The 16,679-nt window shown below is 66.8% G+C and carries 12 protein-coding genes and 3 pseudogenes; 2 read left to right on the forward strand and 13 right to left on the reverse strand.

The genetic code is table 11. From position 1 onward, the window contains the following. Positions 1–45: 45 nt before the first annotated feature. Positions 46–630 (reverse strand): DUF5753 domain-containing protein, encoded by a 585-nt coding sequence (locus E1292_RS21005; RefSeq protein WP_181958268.1) that lies wholly within the window; start codon positions 628–630, stop codon positions 46–48. A 526-nt stretch (positions 631–1,156) separates the two neighbouring features. Between E1292_RS21005 and E1292_RS21010 the strand changes: the two genes are divergently transcribed. Next, complete coding sequence (locus E1292_RS21010) at positions 1,157–2,176, forward strand: hypothetical protein (RefSeq protein WP_132596936.1); 1,020 nt, start codon at positions 1,157–1,159, stop codon at positions 2,174–2,176. A gap of 127 nt (positions 2,177–2,303) precedes the next feature. Here the strand turns inward: E1292_RS21010 and E1292_RS55805 are convergent. From E1292_RS55805 to E1292_RS21065, 12 genes and pseudogenes are all read right to left on the reverse strand, one after another. Then, positions 2,304–2,549, reverse strand: a pseudogene (locus E1292_RS55805) (C40 family peptidase); the annotation flags it as partial. 363 nt (positions 2,550–2,912) lie between these two features. Beyond that, positions 2,913–3,820 (reverse strand): annotated as a pseudogene (locus E1292_RS51235) (replication-relaxation family protein). Further along, entirely contained in the window at positions 3,817–4,260 is a 444-nt protein-coding gene (locus E1292_RS55810) for a hypothetical protein (RefSeq protein ID WP_132596938.1), read from the reverse strand. Before E1292_RS55810 ends, E1292_RS51235 begins: the two are co-directional and overlap by 4 nt. Before the next feature lie 935 nt (positions 4,261–5,195). Then, positions 5,196–5,981 (reverse strand): annotated as a pseudogene (locus E1292_RS56315) (DUF8128 domain-containing protein); the annotation flags it as partial. Positions 5,982–6,170: 189 nt separating this feature from the next. Then, a complete protein-coding gene (locus tag E1292_RS21035) occupies positions 6,171–7,913 on the reverse strand; it encodes a VirB4 family type IV secretion system protein (RefSeq protein WP_132596940.1) in 1,743 nt (580 codons plus the stop codon). Then, the gene (locus tag E1292_RS21040; protein ID WP_132596941.1) at positions 7,913–8,887 is read right to left on the reverse strand and encodes a PrgI family protein; all 975 of its coding nucleotides are present in this window, start codon (positions 8,885–8,887) and stop codon (positions 7,913–7,915) included. The genes E1292_RS21035 and E1292_RS21040 overlap by 1 nt, the downstream gene beginning before the upstream one ends. A gap of 230 nt (positions 8,888–9,117) precedes the next feature. Continuing rightward, positions 9,118–10,470: a TrbL/VirB6 family protein gene (locus tag E1292_RS51240; RefSeq protein WP_165974654.1), complete on the reverse strand. Its 1,353-nt coding sequence runs from the start codon at positions 10,468–10,470 to the stop codon at positions 9,118–9,120. A gap of 1 nt (position 10,471) precedes the next feature. Continuing rightward, on the reverse strand, positions 10,472–10,801 hold the full coding sequence (locus E1292_RS21045; RefSeq protein ID WP_246090236.1) for a pilin: 330 nt from the start codon (positions 10,799–10,801) through the stop codon (positions 10,472–10,474). Positions 10,802–11,045: 244 nt separating this feature from the next. Then, a complete protein-coding gene (locus tag E1292_RS21050; protein WP_132596942.1) occupies positions 11,046–11,825 on the reverse strand; it encodes a sigma-70 RNA polymerase sigma factor region 4 domain-containing protein in 780 nt (259 codons plus the stop codon). 465 nt (positions 11,826–12,290) lie between these two features. Next, a complete protein-coding gene (locus E1292_RS52745; RefSeq protein ID WP_220446972.1) occupies positions 12,291–12,947 on the reverse strand; it encodes a hypothetical protein in 657 nt (218 codons plus the stop codon). Positions 12,948–13,385: 438 nt separating this feature from the next. Continuing rightward, positions 13,386–13,982 (reverse strand): hypothetical protein, encoded by a 597-nt coding sequence (locus tag E1292_RS21060; protein ID WP_132596943.1) that lies wholly within the window; start codon positions 13,980–13,982, stop codon positions 13,386–13,388. A gap of 89 nt (positions 13,983–14,071) precedes the next feature. Next, positions 14,072–15,451, reverse strand: a complete 1,380-nt coding sequence (locus E1292_RS21065; RefSeq protein ID WP_132596944.1) for a NucA/NucB deoxyribonuclease domain-containing protein — start codon at positions 15,449–15,451, stop codon at positions 14,072–14,074. A gap of 189 nt (positions 15,452–15,640) precedes the next feature. Here E1292_RS21065 and E1292_RS21070 point away from each other — a divergent pair, with 189 nt between their 5' ends. Continuing rightward, positions 15,641–16,495 carry a TRM11 family SAM-dependent methyltransferase gene (locus E1292_RS21070; RefSeq protein ID WP_132596945.1) on the forward strand — a complete coding sequence of 285 codons (855 nt, stop codon included), beginning with the start codon at positions 15,641–15,643 and terminating at the stop codon, positions 16,493–16,495. Positions 16,496–16,679 lie beyond the last annotated feature (184 nt).

Raw genomic sequence — 16,679 nt, forward strand, 5'->3', positions numbered from 1 at the left:
GACTGACCAAGTCCAGACGATACGCACAGTCCTGACCTGGCTCAATTATGCGATCGAGACGCCCGTGCCCGGCTCAAATCGGTGACGCTGATCATGCTCTTCTGGCTCAATAACGTGATCGCCGACAAGTGCGGGCGGCTTTGCCGTAACGGCCAGGGCAGCCAGTTCGGCGAACGCCCCGGCGTACAGGGCGATCTCGTGGGGCTGTGTGACCGTCAGGTGGCCGGAGACGAGTTCGACGGTGACCTCGGCGTCGTCAAACATGAAGAACCCCTCCGCAAGGCCACATGGTGGACCGGTGGGCGTCGAGGGGATGATGCCGAGCGATATCGAGGGCAGGGCGCTCACGGTGAGGAGGTGGCCGAGTTGCCCTGCCATTACGTCGGCCCCTCCGATCGGCGCGCGTAGGACGCTTTCCTCCAGAACCACGGCGAACCGATGGTCGCCCTCGTGAATGACGTGTTGCTTGTCCACGCGCACCTGAACCGCTTCCTCGACATCGTCTCGGAGGCCGCGACGCCGCATGAGTGCCGACAGGATGGCGGTGATGTAGGCGCGGGTTTGCAGTGGCCCGGGGATGATCTTTGAGGAGTAAACGCGGAAGTGGCGTGTCCTCTCCCATCGAGGCACGACCGCCTCCTGAGCCTTCTTCGGCCCAGTACCCGATCCACGTCCGAGCAATTGGGTCGGGGGTATCCTCCGCGGCCGTATCCGTCAGAACCGGCGCGGGCAACCGCTGTGGCGAATGCTGAACGTCAGACGTCAATGGCTGGCCATGCTTCGCGGCCTGTGCCAGGTCTGCGGGAAGACCGGCAGGGACCCACGAACCGGGCGCATGTGGTGGGTGATCACCGAGACTGCGTTCCGCGCGATGAGCCAAGACAGCGGGCTCACCAACGCCCCGCCCACATGTCCCGCATGCCTTCCCGAGTCGCGGGCCCACTGTCCTGGAGCAATTGCCAGCGATCCTGCTCAACCCGGCCGACGAACGCACCTGCCGCCTACGCGGCGGCGACATCTGACAGTGCCCCCACTATCTATCACTACCGAATCTCTTGACACCCTCGGCGAAGCGGCAGATCCTTCGAGCGACCTTCGTCGTGCGAAGGATCGCCACACGCATGGATCACGAACCGCAGAAAGCGCCGGTGACGCAATGGCCGTGAAGGTAAATCACGTCTGGTTCGGCGACAACCCCCTGGGCACGTTGGACAAGTTCAACGTCTACACGTGGAGGGCTCTGGGACACGAGGTGACGATTTACGCGCATCGCTGGAACGGCACCCCTCACGACGAGGCATCGTTGGGGCTGTCGGGCTCCGGCGTCAAGGTCGAAAACCTGAGCACCATCCTCGCCGAGGACGACAACAAGCGGACCGAGACGCTCCCCGAAACGCGGGCGCTCCTGAAGGGGTGGATCGAGGCGACGAACAAGGAGAAGCCTCTCGAGACCGACTTCATCTACAACATGGTCGATCTCACGAAGTCCTACATCGGTGGAACGTGCCAAGGCATCGTCCTGGACTTGAAGGTCGGCCCGAGCCCGCACCTCGCCGCCTACGAGGAAGTTTTCAAACAGAAGTTCGTCAGCTACACCCGCGGCGGAAATACGCCAGGAGATCGGCCGGAGAACCAGTGCATCGGCACGATGGAGGAGGCGGACACGCTTCGCAGCATGTACGCCACGGCGTTCGACGGAAGGATCAAGGACAACCTCGACGGCCAACGCGGGCTGCGTACAAAACCTGCTGAGAAACACTTCAACACGATCACCTCCATCCACGGCAATGGCTTCGAGGCCGCCACGCCCAACATCGACGTGGCCACGAAGACGCCGAAAGGTGACGACGTCGGGAACCAGTACGTGGTGGGGGAGATTCGACAGCAGGGTCACGGCCCCTTCCGCGTCTTCAAGGCGGCGGATGACCAGACCAACAAGAGCGGCGTGAAGACAAAGCCGGTGGAGATCGTGGTTCTGTGCCAGCAGGTCTGGGACGACGAGCTGAAGGACCAGCAAGTTCCCAACCCGCAATTCCTCGCTAAGGTGGCAGAGGCCCTGAAAGCACTCCCTGAATATAAGGCTCCTGCCGTTGCGAGCGCGTGTCCCGATTGCGGGAAGCCTGTCAAGCCCATCGCGCGCGCGGCGCACAAGCTGGAGTGCAAGGGTACGAAGTGAGCCGCCGCTCGTGGTGCTAACCGCTCTGCGGGGAGGCCGTTTACGTCGGCGACATCCGGCTGTGTGGTCAGTTTCGCGCCGATCTCAGTGGTGATGAGCCTGGCGGGAGCTCAACTTCGGACAGGCATTAGCTGCCTGGACGTGCGTAGCCAGTGATGTCCTGGCGGACGGTGTACCGGCTTATGCGGACGCGTAGGCCGGTACGGGGAGCTTCGATCATGCGGTCTGTGTCGAGGACCAGGCCGACGTGTCCAGGGTGGTTGGGGCCTCCGCCGGAGCCTTGGAAGAACACGAGGTCTCCTGGAGCTTGGTAGCCGGGTCCGATGTGGCGAAGGGCGTGCCACTGTTCAGCGGCGGTGCGCGGAAGGGCGACTCCGGCTTGGTGCCAGGCTTAGCGGGTGAGAGCGGAGCAGTCGAAGCCGACCGTGTTCGCCCCTTGGTCGATCCCCCGGCTGGGGCCGTCGAGTCCGCCGCCTCCATGAGTAAGGGGTGCCGAGCCAGCGGGCAGCGGCTGCAAGGGCTGTTGCGCCGTGCCCTGTCCCGGTGATCCGGGGTGGCGCGCATGCGGGCCGTGTGAGCGCGGTGGCATCGGTTCCGGCGGTACGCAGAACCACGGTGGCACACAGGGCGTCGGGAGTCGGCACGCTGTTGTGCGGCAGCACGGTCGCGACGACGCCGACGATGATGATGGCGACCAGGACGAACACGCCGGTCATTGTCGTGGCGATGATCGCCATCAAACGGGCTCGCTGTGGGGGTTGATGGTGCCCCATGCGTCCCGTAGGGCGATCAACGGACGGCGGGGGCCCGTCGATCCGGCCGGTAGCCATACGGGCCCGGCGGGGCCGTCAGGGGCCGTTGCGGGGGTGTGCACGGCGGTGGCCGTGGGGGCGTCGCTGCTGGTCAGGAGCTTACGAAGGTTGGCTTCGCGGGCAGTGCTGGGGAGCCAGAACAGGACAGGGGTGGTGATGCCGGTGGCTTCGGCGAGGGCGGTGTAGCCGTCGAGCTTGGCCAGGACACGGGACAGGGTCTCGGTGCCGGTGTCGTGCTCGAGGAAGAAGTCGATCGTGTCCGGTTGGCCGGTGGGGGACGGTTCGGTCCAGCGGCCGAAGGCGTCGGGGCGGGCGAGATCGCCCCAGAGGGTGGCGCAGCGGCGTTCTGGCCACCATTCGGCGACCGCTGAGCCGTCGGCCCGGTGGCGGGCGGTGGCGTGCAGTTGGGCGAAGAACTCGTTGACGCCGACCTGGTGTTCAGGCGGGACGAGAGCGCGATGGCGCTGGCGGAATCGGGGCGATAGCGGAGCTCGGCCGGGGTGATGCCGCGTTGGGCCGCAAGGTGGTGGGCTCCGGCGGTGCCGAGGATCCGGTGCCAAGGGCGGCTTCCGGTGGGTGCCCAGGGGCGGAAGCGGTCGAGGGCGCGCAGCTCGTGGAGGGCCAGGAGCCGGTGGCGGGCGCGGTGGATGCTGGGGAAGAAGATCGCGGTGAGTTGGTCGGTGGTGAGGACGCGGTGTTCCCACACGGCGTCGAGGATTTCGGCGTCTCGTGGGGTGAGGCGTTCGGCGAGGCCGGCGACAACATTCGGCGTGACGCGGGGGCGTTGGTGCCGGGAGGGAAGCAGACGGCGAGGTGCGTTCGGTCGGGTCATTTGGTGCTCTCCTCGTGGGCTCGGCGCGGGTCGGTCGAAAGACGGAGCTTGGGTCGGCTGGGCGTGGAGGTTTCGGGACGGGAGAAGGCAGCGCGCGAGGCTGCTCGTACCGCTTCCTGGCGGCCGGGGACGAGGTCGGGGAGAGGGCGGGTGCGGAAGGTAAAAGCCGGAGATTGGCCGCCCTTGCCGGTCATGACGCGTCCGGCGGCTTGGTACGCGCCGAGGTGGGACAGGTCGTGCGCACCGAGTACGGGGCCCACGTGGCGGGCGAGCTCGTGAGCGTCCTCCGGAGAGGCGGTGAAGTAGACCTTGTTGCGGGCGTCGGCGGAAACGGCTTCGCGCAGGTCTTTGGGGAGCTGGGACAGGTGTTGGTGGGCGAGGGCGAGGGAGAAGCGGTAGGCACGCGCCTCGGCCAGGAGGTCGCTGACGGCGATGGGCATGTTGAGAAAGTTCTGGGCCTCGTCGATGTAGGCGGCGGCGTCCCGGCGCTCGTGCTCGGGGAGGCGTACACGAGGGGTGATGGCCTGCCAGGTGTGCGCGAGGAGGACGGAGCCGAAGAGGCGGGCGGCGTCTTCACCCAGCACGCCCTTGGGAAGCGGGCCAGGACCAGGCCGCCGGTGTCCAGGGTGTGAGCGAGGTCGAAGGTGGAGGTCCCGCCGGAGAGGGCGTCGCGGACGAACGGGCGGAGCAGGACGGCACGAAGCTTGTTCATGACAGGGCTGATCACGGCGGCGCGGGCAGCAGGAGACAGCTCGTCGTAGGCGGTCCAGAAGCCTTGCAACAGCTCGTCCTGGAGCCAGCCGACGATCCGAGCGCGAAACGGGGTGTCGGTGAGGAGCTTGGGGATCTCGGCGAGGGTGGCGCGGTGGCCGTGGGCGCGTACGAGGGTGAGGCAGGCCGAGCGCATGAGGTCGTCCAGGCGCGGGCCCCAGGACGAGGCGAAGCAGCGGTGGAAGATCGTGACAATCGAGTCGACGGCGAACGCCGGGTCAGGTCCGGCCAGGACGTTGAAGCAGGGTGGGCTGCCGGGTTCGGCCGGGTCGAACAGGACGGTCCGGCCGATGGCGCGTTCCGGGAGGCGGTCGAGGACGTCGTCGATGAGGTCGCCCTTGGGGTCGATGACGAGGGCGCCTCGGCCGGCGTGGGCGTCGGAGAGGATGAGGTTGGCCAGGAAGGTGGACTTGCCGACGCCGGTCTGGCCGAGGACGTGCAGGTGCTGGCGGGAGGAGGCCACGGTGACGCCCACAGGGCGCGGGTGGCCGGTCTCGGCGTCGCCCAGCACCCGGACGTCCGGCCCGTACGCGGGGACGTCGGGGGAGGGCGCGATGGGGCGGGCTCCGGCGCGGGAAATGCCAGGAGCCGCCTGGTCGTAGGGCAGGTGGGCGATCGCGGCGAGCTCGTTGACGGCCAGGAGATACCCGGTGTTCATGCGGCGGCTGGGCATGCGGCCGGGCAGGTCGAGGCCGCGTAGCCGGCGCAGATACTGATGGCCGGAGGCGAACAGCGCGAACGTGGCGGCGATCTCATGAGCTCGTCCACGAAGGCGGCCTCGGGTGTCGGGGCGATCACTGGTGATGGCGTAGGAGATCTGGACGGCGAAGCGCGACTGGCCCGCCTTGGCGAGGATGGCGCGGATCTCTTCGGCTCGTTCGGGGAACATCCTGGCCAGCTCGCCCGGCCTGGCAAGGCCCATGCCGCCGGGTGTGATCAGGTCGAACAGCTCGGAACGGAGACTGCCGGACGTGCCGTTGCGCAACGCGGAGGCGGCTCGGTGAGCGGCTGACAGCCGCCGCCCAGTCACCGGGCGGACCAGCACCTGGACGGCGGCATGCTCGCCTGGGCGCAACCCCGACAGCGCGCCCAGGAGCGCACGCAGCGGGTCACCGCTGTGCGTCGTCGTGAGCGGGTAGTGGTCCGGGCGGGCCAAGGTCATCCGGCCCCGGGACGTCCTAGCTCCGCGCGGTGTGGGCGGTTCGGCCGGACGGGTGGTCACGGTCGCACCGGGCCAGGCCGACCGGATCGCCTTCGCGACCAGCCCGGGCGGGACCAGGCCCGGTACCCAGAGCTGGACCCGGACGCTGGCGGAGTCGGCCACGTACTCCCAGGACAGGTGGGGCTGGCCGAACAGAGCACGCTTCCAGCGCGGTGCGGTCAGCCCCATGACCTGGGACCACCAGGCAGCCGCGCTGCCGGGCTCGACCTGCGGCGGGACGGCGATCTCGACCAGCCGAGCGTTCCGCGCGAAGCGGGCGTTGCGCCACCGCCACAGGACGGCTCGGGCCGCGACCCGCGAAGGCGACCACGCTTCCGATCACGGCTCCACCGAGGACCGGGTCGGGAAGAGACGGGATCACGGCTGGTCGGCCTCCCACTCGGCCGGGTCGGTGGTGGCGAGCGAGTGTTCGTACGTGCTGGAGACGGCAGAGAAGGCCGCACGATCACCAGCGCCGCCACAGACCAGGCCTTCGCCCTGGCCGGCCGAAAGCAGGAAGAGCCGTTCACCTTCGGTGAGGTTGAACGCGTCGGCGATCTCGTCGATGGCCTGCGGGGCCTGACGCAAAAGGATCTGCGTGCCGGCGTTCGCGACGACGGCCTTACCGAGGTCTGAGCCGAGAAGGTCGGCGGCGTCCTGGGTGACGACGGCGAGGCCGGTCCAGTGCTTGCGGGCGGACTTGGCGAGCCGATACAGGAACCTCGCGCCCTCGTTCTCACGCATGAGCGTCCACGCCTCGTCGACCACGACCAGGCGGCGGCGCCGGTCGGCAGGGTTGGACACGCGACGCCAGATCGCGTCGAGCGCCAGAAGCATGCCGACCGGGCGGGTCTCCTCGGGCAGGTCCCGCAGGGAGAACACGATCAGGTGGCCGTCCGGGCGGGTGGTGGTCGGGCCGGAGAACAGACTGCGATACGAACCGGACACGTACGGGGCGAGCCGCGCGGCCAGCTGGGACGCCTCCGGCGCGTCCGTAGCCTCCAGCATCGTCGCCAGGTCGGCGAGCAGCGGCGCGGGACGTTTCCACGTACGTCGGTCGGAGGTGATGCCGTGGGCCGCGTAGGTGGCGATCACGGCCTTGTCCAGTACGGCCTTCGTCGCAGCATTGAGCGGTTCGCCGAGCATGGTCCCGACGAGGGTCTGAAGGAACATCGCGCGCCGGTCCAGCGCGTCGTCGCCTTCGACGGCGTCGGGCAGGTCGAAGGGGTTGAAGCACACGCCGGGCGCGCCGAGGCCGAGGATGGTTCCCCCGACCGCCCCTGACAGACGGCGGTACTCGTCCTCGGGGTCGACGACGCACACCTCGACCTGGTGGAACAGCAGCCGTAGCACCTCAAGCTTGGTGAAGTACGACTTGCCCGCTCCCGACCGAGCGATCGTCACGGAGTTGTAGTTGTCGTGCGCGAACCGGTCCCACAGCACGACGCCGGAGGAGTAGACGTTCAGTCCGTACAACACCGGCGTCTCAGCGAGCCGAGGCCGCAGATCCGGTGACGCGAACGGGAACGCCGCCGCGAGCGCCGAAGTATCGAAGGTCCGGCGCGTTCTCAGCGCGTCGGCACCGAATGGCAGCGTGGTCGTCCACCCCTGCATCGCGCGGAACGTCGCCGGGTGCGCGTCGAGCAGAAGCGAGGCTGCCAGCGCCTTGACGTGCTGGACCTCGGCCTCCAGCTCATCGGAGTCCGCGGCGTGGATGGTGAGATAGAGGCCGACGCGGAAGAGACGGCCGTGGCCTCGGGCGAGGGAGGCGGCCAGCTCCGCGGCGTCGTCAGCTGCCGCTTCGGTCGCGAAGTCCGGCGCAAGGCCGCTCGTGGAGGCCGACTCCAGGCGGGCGAGCTGGCGGCGGAGCCGTTGAGCGGCGACCAGCGGGGGCACGGGCTCGATATGCAGGGACACGTCGAGGTGCCCTGGGTAGCCGGTCAGCGGTTCGAGCCAGCCCGCGCCCACCTCGCGCGGGTATCCGGCGATCGCGAACGATGCGCAGACTCCGTCGGGGAACTCGACCGAACGAGCATTGATCTTCAACGATGCGGGGCCGGGCAAGGCGGCGGCGGTCTTGGCGAGTTCCGCGGCGTGGTCGGAGAGTCGGGTGAACTTCATCAGGCGTCTTCTCCACGTGAGATCGGCTCATCAGGGCGGGCGATCCCGACCGGTTCCGTGCGGCGCGGCGACAACGACCGCACCAGCAGCTCGCGAGCGTCGTCGGTGCCCATGACGGAGGCGTGGACGCCAAGCGCGAGCAGGGAGCGGACGGTCTCCTCTGCGCGACGAGCCACGATCGCCGCCGAGCTGTTCCGGTGTGCGGCTCGCCGAGGCCCGCGCTTCCACGTTGGCGGCTGCTCGCTGTCCTGATGACGGACCACGATGAGGACGTCGCGGGTCAGCAGATCCCGGGTGGCGCTGAGTTCGGTGAGGAAGTCGGCGTGCTGGTGTGCCGCCTGCTCGAGTGCTGGATCGGCCAGGTGCTCGGCGGTGTGGCTGATCCGGTCGGCGAGGTCGGACAGGTCGACCGGGCGAGCTTGCAGGAGGATCTGTACGGGTGCGTCGAGGGAGTTCAGCCACCCGGCGAACACCCCCACCAAGGCCGCTTGCTCTTCGCCGGTCCGCAGTCCGAACGCCACGGTCCCGGCTCGGACGACTGCCGCGGTTCCGCCTTCGGCCAGCTCCATGACGCCGTCCTCACGGATCGCCCGGACCGGAAGCCGCAGGCGCCCGGGGAGCCGCCCTCGTACTAGGCACCAGGCCGGCGGCTCAGGCACTCCCTCCTCAGCCGTGACGAGCCTGCGATCCCGGCGCAGCCACGCGAGGGCGTGAAGGGCGAGCCGGTCGAGACCGAGCCCGTCGCGTCTGCCGAGTGCCAGCGCGCATCCGCAGGCGATCACCGGTACGACGATCGCGGCGAGCACCGGGATCGGCAGCCGGTCACCGGCCATGAGGTAGACCCACGTGGCCAGCAGCCCTGTCCCCGCCAGGATCGCGACTTGCCGGATGGTCAGCTTCGCGAGGATCTTGTCCGGCATCGCCACGTCGGCCGGGATCGTCGCGACCAGCCGTTCGTTACTTGCGTGTCGCACGGCGATCTGCCTTTCTGCGAGGACGAGGCATGTCGAGCCGCACCGTGACCTGCGACTGACCGCGTTGCGCGCGGCGTGCAGCGGACGCTTGCGGCAGGCGTGTGGCGTTCGGTTGCTGGTCGCTGCGGACAGGCGGTCGGCCACGACGGCCCGGCTGCGGGCGGGGATGGGTTACCGGGCCTGGCTGCTTTCTGACGGGGCTGTCCGGCGTGTCAGGACGCGTTGGGTGGTCATGACGGGACAGGCGATTCGTACGTCCCACACGGGCGTTTCCGTTGCCGCCGCAGCCCGTGGTGGGCCGCCGGGACGGACGGGGACGGCGCTGGATCCCGCCGCTCGGCCCGCCCGAGCCCGGATTCCGCCCACCAGGGCCACCACCGCCAGGACCACCGCCGTAGGGCGGACCACCGCCGGGAGGACCGCCACTGGGCGGACCATTGGGCCCGTTGCCGGCGGGCGGGTTCGGAGGCCCGGAACGCGGGTACCGCGCGTGACGCACCGGCGCGCTTTCCGAGCAGGAAGTTCAGCCCGCGATAGATGATCAGGGACTGCACCAGGCGCGAAAGCGTCCGGGGCCGGTTGGCCTGCCAGATCGTCCTTGCGACCCATCCAGGGATCTTGAACAGTACGAACAGCAGGCACACGGCCATGAGCAGGTCGGCCAGGTCCGCCGTGGTGGGCACCCAGAACGCGGCGGCGTCCTCGGCCGGGTTGTCGGAGAAGATGAGCTTCAGCGCCGTGACGAGCACGAGCGACTGGCATATCTGGATCGTCAGCAGCCCGATGAACGACCGCCACCACAGCCGGGCCAGCCCGTCCGTCATCGGCAGCGCGTGAAAGATCAACGCCAGAGGCGCTGCCGCGATCACGACCATGGTGAGCGCGATCCGTACGAGATAGGTGAATACGACCCCGACCGCCAGGACGACCGCGACCAGTGCCACCAGCGCGAAGAACACGCCGTGAGTGGCGATCCCCGCCAGGATCGTCGTCTTGATGGCGTTGAACACCGACTCCGGATCGATCCGGTCAGCACCATCAGCCAGGAACGCGTGGCTCAGCCCGTTCACCAGGGTGATCGCGTACCCGATCGCGACCAGGCTCAGGTTCGCGGCGAGAAACGCCCACACCAGCCGGGGCAGCAGTTCGCGCGCCGAACTCTCACCCGGGAGCGCCTGCCCGACCATGAGCATCACTCCCGCGGCTGTCACCAGCAGCACGAAGCAGGTGTTCGCGATGGTCCGGGAGACCTCCCACAGCTGCTTGGCCCGGGCCATCGCCGGGGAGTCCAGCTCTGGCGTCGCCAGCACGGTCGACCCGAGCATCTCGAACACCGGCTTGGAGGCCGTCTCCACGAGATGCGTGAACCACTCGTTGACCGCCTGGCGGGCCTCGCAGGCCACGCTGATGAACCCGCAGTCCTGCGCCGGCGCCACAGCCGAAGTCGAGGGCGTCGCGGTCGGCGTCGGCGTGGCTGTCGGAGAGGCGGCGAGCGCGCGTCCGCTGATCAGCGCCAGGGCGAGCGCGGCACCGAGCACCAGGAGGACGAGCAGCCCGACCGCCCTTCGGCGAGTACCGGTCACGTCAGGCCCCCACGATCCGCTGCAGGATCTCCACCAGGACCGGCGCGAGCACCGCCACCCCGTAGCCGAGCGCTCCGTACCGCAGCGTCTTCTTGGCGGCCTCGACTTCTCCGGGGTCGCCGCCGGCCAGGATGTAGCGGACTCCGCCGATGGTGAAGAACAGCGTGGCCAGCCCGACGAGCAGCCCGACCACCACGTTGCGCAGGTTGGTGATGACCTGGTCGAGCGAGTCGGAGGCCAGCGCGGTCATGGCCTCGGCGACCCCCGGCACGGTCAGCGCGGCGACAGTGCAGCCGCCGGTCCACACCAGCGACGCGACACCACGCCGCACCAAGCTCACCTTCGCCGGAACCCGGATAACGAACAACGGACAAGGCCGAGACGGCTTCATGACATGGCCCCCAAGGACGAGAGGTCTTGACCTGGCGGCCAGCCGTGATCACAGGCCCGGAACGGTCCGGGATGGGTGTCCTCCTTCGAAGGACGAGGGACGATGGACTCGATGGGAACGGGCAACCGCCCCCCAGAACTCCGCCCCGAGCCTTGATCACGGCTGACGTAGATGAACCACCGATTCAGCAGGCGAGATTGGAGGCCGGCCCGTCACCGCTGACCGAGACTTGACCCTCCTCGATCGCCCGCGCCAGCCGCACCTCCGCCGTTCGCCGGCGCTTGTACAGCCGATCCGCCGGCACCCCGAGCCGCCCCGCGTACGCCCGCAGCGCCTGCCCCTCCAAGCGCGTCGCGTTGATCAGCTTTGCTTCGTCCGGGGTGATGACATGGCATCGGACGGCCTCGGCGAGCACCATGAACGGCTCGCTGTCCAGGGCCGTCTGCTCGGGTATGTCGGCGCAGATCTCGATGGAGGCGAGCTCACGCGCTCGAACCTCAAGCGCGCCCTTCTTCGCCCACAGCAGCAGGCGAGGCAGGATGTTCGGCAGGTCGAGGTCGATCCGGCGGAGCTGCGCGACGAAGCTCGTCACCATCTCCGAGACGATGTCCTCTGCCACGTGTGCCGAGCAGCTCTGCGTGCACCGCGTGGCCAGGTTCTTCAGTCCCGGCATAGCCACCCCCACGCACCCGATCACCCAGGCGGGGCCGTCGCACCGCGAGCGCCGCACGAGATGCGCCCAGACAGTGTCCTTCAGATCGTCGTCCGCCTGCGGCGAGAGCAGCAGCGCCTTGACCTCACAAAGATCGATCGGACGCGGGGGCGCCCCATGCCCGATGGAGCGGCCATCTATCGAGAGCGGGTTTGGACCGAGGATCAAGAGTTGAAAGGCCCTGTCCGCTGCGTTCAGAGCATTCCGGTGGAAGGTCTTCGATTCTGTGCTGTCTTGTAGGTCGATGGCCATGGTGTCCCCCGTAGGTCGGGTCGGATCGGTCGATCCAGGTCTCGACCACCAGGTGGGAAGAACTTCGAGCACCAAGGGCGGCAGCGCGGACACCATCAACCGCCGCGGAGGCTCCCATTGGGCCTTTGAACAGGGGGCAATGAGCGGGCCCCGAAGCCATGCCCAAGATCCCGACAAGCTGGCCAAACCGTACCCTGACCTGCTGCTGTACGTCTCACTGCGTAGGCTGGCAAAGCTCCCCAAGCAGCCGCGCGCGGTGCGACGTGATCCAGACGGGGTTGCGTCCAACCGGCAGGCGTACTACCTGTGCAGCCCGCCCCAGTACGCCATCCTTAACGAGCGCGACCATCCCAAGGTCGTTCGCCTTCGGGAGGCGGGGACTTGGATGAGGTCGATGGCTGGCTGGGGACCGCGTTCGGGCCGGACAGGCTGGGGCACACGATTGCGGCGATTGACTGACCGACGTTACGAACTGGAGGGTTGATTCCGGACGAAGTAGCGTCGGTGAATGGTGGTGTTGAACCAGTTGACGTCCAGCCGGTGCTCCGCCAACGTGAACGCGAGTTCCAGGAAGGCCCCCTGCCGTTCGTCATAAGGATGCGGCGGGAACAGCGGCAGGTCCCCCAGGCGGTCGTCGAGACCGTGAGGATCCTCACCTCCGGCGAATCGAAGGCCGCCGCTGTCGACCACGGTCAGGACCCGACCGTCGACCGCCCGCCGGAGGCTGAGCCGCGTGTTCAGGTCGGCGAACAGGTTGAGGACCTCGACCCCATCGGCTGAAATCTGCTCGATCTTCACCTTGCCATGCCAGCCCAGAGGCTCCATCACGACGACGCGGTCACCCGCGCGTCCGCATACGATCACGTGCGGCGCGTTGTGGCCAGGGTATGACGGCAGCTCGCCTCTCGCCTCGGCAATGGTGCACTCACGGACGTCGTCCAGGGTCGCGCCGAACCGCCGCGCGACCTCGTCCGGATCGGCGAGTTCGACCCAGGTGAGGCAGCAGTACTCGGCCAGACCTTCCCCTGCGAACAGGCGGTAGTTCTCGCCGAATCGCCCGCCGCCCGAAATCCCTGGCCGCATGTGCTTCCTTCCCAGCTGCAGATCGTCCTGTTCGCCCACCACCGGGGCCGTAGGCGAACAGGACGTTACCAGCGTCTATTGCGCGGGTGGACTGCCCGACTAATTCGGACCCAGAACGGGTCATTGTGTAGGATCCGGCAGTACGCCAGGAGAGCGAAAGGAGCTTACCTGCCGTTTCGTTCTCCGTGTCGTTGACGTAGACGGCGGAGTAATCCCACCTAGTTGACGCGGTCCCTTCCAGCGTGGCGTTGAAAGGGAATTCGTCACAATGCTTCTTGGCCGCGGTCTTGGTGGGCTGCACGGCCGGAGTGGCGCACGTAAGGTCTTTCAGCGTGACGTTATCCTCCCAGAAGGAGTCAGTCTTCACATAGCGATGCAGCGCCTGAGCTTGCGGCAGCGGCCATCCCTACGCTGACATCGCGGCCATCGTGAAACTCGATCGAAGCGAACTTATGCTCTTTGATCCGGGAGACGAGCCTAGTCGAAGTTGGGAGATGGGAGGGGCAGAGCTGAGTATGGGGTATGCAGCAACTCTGGTTCCAGCCGTATGCCGCTCTCCAGTTCGGTCACAGCAAGGCATGCTGCGACGAAGTTCACTGTCGCCTCTACTTGTTCGCTGTCATAGGCACGTGCGAGAAATTCAGCGTAAGGACGCAAGGGACCGAGGAGTTCTGTCCAAGGGGTGAAGGGAAGATCGATCGGCTCCGGATACTCGAGCTTGCCTTGCCCTCTCCCATAGTCGGCGTACATGCTTGCGTTGCCGTTGATGTCGAATGCTACGTACCAGTGCCGGAAACCGGCGCCGCACAGTTGATCGGTTATCTGCTTGCGTTCCGGCATGGGGTAGACCCCGTCCAGCGTGACGACGCCGACGCCAACCTGGTAGAGGCGGATGCTGTGGCCGCTGTGCGGTACGGTTCCAGGACCTTCTATCTCTATGGGGTCGAACCCCATGCGACGCACAGCCTCTTCGATGGTGAGTTCGCCTGAGTTCGGCAGCGTGACCGTGTATGCCATGTCCTCGCCGAGATAATCCAGAATATCCGTGTAACGGGTGACGGCCTCATCCAACACGTCGATCGACCTTTCTCTGAACAGGAGGGTCCCTCAGGATCCAAGCGTACCTATGGTTCCTGAGGGACCTCTATCTGGCGCTTAGATGGCTAGTGCGGATTTTGTCCGGGAGCGTACGCCTCTACCCAGAAGTGATCATAGGTGGTCTTCCGTCGAGTGCCGTCTTCGCCTAGGATGCGCTGGCTTCCATAGAAGGCACCAAGACGTATCCCATCTTCGGTGTTGCGCTTCCACCACACAGGTCTGATTGAGTAGGCGTAAGCATCCGGGCTGTTCACGCGCTCGACGCTGACCCATGTGCCCTGCATGGTGGACTGGAAGGGAAACTCATCGCACTCATATACCTTGTGCTTCTCCCCCTTGCCGAGTTCGGCATCTCTGCGATCGTAGTCCTTGAATAGGAGGCGGCACATATTACGGCTTTTCGTATTATTCTTTCTCTTCCAGTCCGCGTTGACGTTTCGACTGAGTGGTCCACTGGCACTCAGCCAATGCCCCGGAATGCTTTTATCGATCCTCTTGGGGAGCGTGATATCTTTCTTGTGTTGGGCCGTCCAGATATGAGATGCGACGCTCCGATATGCCATGTTCACGTTATCTGGGTCGCCCATATCGCTCCAGGGGAGACCTGGTCGGGTCTCAGTTGTCTCGTAGACTGCTGCGACCTTGTCGAAGATACAACCGCTCCCGTAGTGCCTGGTGAGGTAAAATGCGGAATCGCACCGCGCTTCGGGTTTGGCGTCGGACCAGTAAGTCTTCGGAGGGGTGGTGGAAATTCCGTCGAGCCATATTTTGGCGTAAAACTTCGGGAAGCAGCGCTGGATTTTGTCGATTCCCCTGCCGTTCGCCTCATCGGAAACTACGGTGAACTCAACGACCTTTCCGTCTCGCCATTGTTGCCATGGTCCCTGTACGTATGAATCGCCGGCTATCTTGCAGGCGGTGTTATAGGTGCTGGCCCCGAAGCCGATCATCGCCTGCCTGTTATAGACACCGCCGATCGCGGTTACGTTCTTTAGGGAGATCCTGTAACGGCTGAAGCGGTCTTTCGTAGGAGTGCCCTCGCCGTTGCCGCCTGCAGTTCCGATGATGGTGGCGTCGGCGGTGATCCCGTTGACGAAAACTCCGGGACGGGAACCTATCTGGGCATCGCCGCGGGCGACCTCTTGAATGGCGCACCAGGTGTTGCGGTTCATGTAGTAGCCGTCGGTACCGTCCGTTGCGCCGGTTCTGGCTTGCTGCTCGTGCCTCCAGCACTCCTGTACACGCGAATCGTCATCCGCGATAGCAACGGCAGGCGCGGGAGCAATGTCGCGAGGGTCGTTCGATGTCTTGTCGCCGGTGGCGCCTTGTTCAAGGTCGACAACTAGGCCAGCCCAAGGCGACCACGCACCCTTATCGCCTGCCCTCGCCCTCCATCTCACTTTCTCGCCGTCTCGCAACAGTCCCTTGGAGACCTGCAGTGTCACCTGGGAATCGTTGGGCTTGGCGGTGGCCTGCCCGGACCAGATCAGCCGTCGGTCCCTGATCACCTTTCCGGCCTTGAAGGATCCGGCGGAGTTGGGACAGCTTCGCCGTGCCCAGTCGGCGGAGTTGCCGCCGGTCGTGTCGGTGCACGCGGACGTCTGCCTGTTCGCTCGTACCGCAGGAGGTGCTCGATGAACGAGAGCGTTCTGCCGTCGGTCCTGGCTACGGGCCAGCTGCAGTCGAGGGTGCAGCGGCGTGGCCGGTATGTCGCGGAGTCGATGAGGCATCCGGGCAAGATGCTCCCGTCGATCGCCGCTCAGGTGATCTCGGTGTTCACTGAGCCGGGTGAGCTGGTGGTGGATCCGATGTGTGGGATCGGGACGACGCTGGTGGAGGCGACGCATCTGGGGCGGCACGCGGCGGGGATGGAGTACGAGGCGGACTTCGCCGGTCTCACCGCCGCGAATGTTCAGCACGCTCGTTCGCAAGGGGCGACGGGATTCGCTCGGGTGGCCTGTGGGGACGCGCGGAACATCGCGACTGTCTTCGCGGATCTGCGGGGTACGGCTGGGCTGGTGCTGACCTCTCCGCCCTATGGGGTGCGGACGCATGGGCATGTCCGCTGCGGGAGTCGGGAGGGTGGCGGGCCGGTGGAGAAGTCGAACCATCGGTATTCCAAGGACAAGGGGAACCTCGCTCATCGGCCGTTGCCTCAGTTGATGGAGGGCTTCGGGCAGATCCTCGGCGGATGTGGGGAACTGCTGCGGCCTGGCGGAGTTGTCGCCGTCACCGTTCGGCCGATCCGGGTCAGCGGGCGGCTCGTTGACCTTCCTGGCCAGGTCATCGAGACCGCGGAGGCGGCTGGTCTGGTGCTCACTCACCGTTTGGCAGCGTTGCTGTGCGGGCTGCGTGATGGCCGGTTGGTGCCTCGGGCGTCGTTCTTTCAGATGCTGGAGGCCTGGAGGGGTCAGGAGAAGGGGCAGCCGGTGTGCGCTGCGGCGCATGAGGATCTTCTCATTCTGCGCAAGCGGGGTGATGAGGATTGAGAGCGGCTCCCTCTCGTAGTTCGGCGGCCCTCACGGGGAGTGTGCCTTCGTCATCCACAGGCTGTGCACGACCGTCGGGGTCTCGCCGGGTGAGAAGTCGTGTCCAGGTGGTCGTTGACATCGGCTGTCGAGGCGAGCGGTCATGGAGGGCCGCCGGGGGTGGGCGGGCCCGTAGGGCCCGATC

This window comes from Nonomuraea deserti, from assembly GCF_004348685.1.
Classification (GTDB): domain Bacteria; phylum Actinomycetota; class Actinomycetes; order Streptosporangiales; family Streptosporangiaceae; genus Nonomuraea; species Nonomuraea deserti.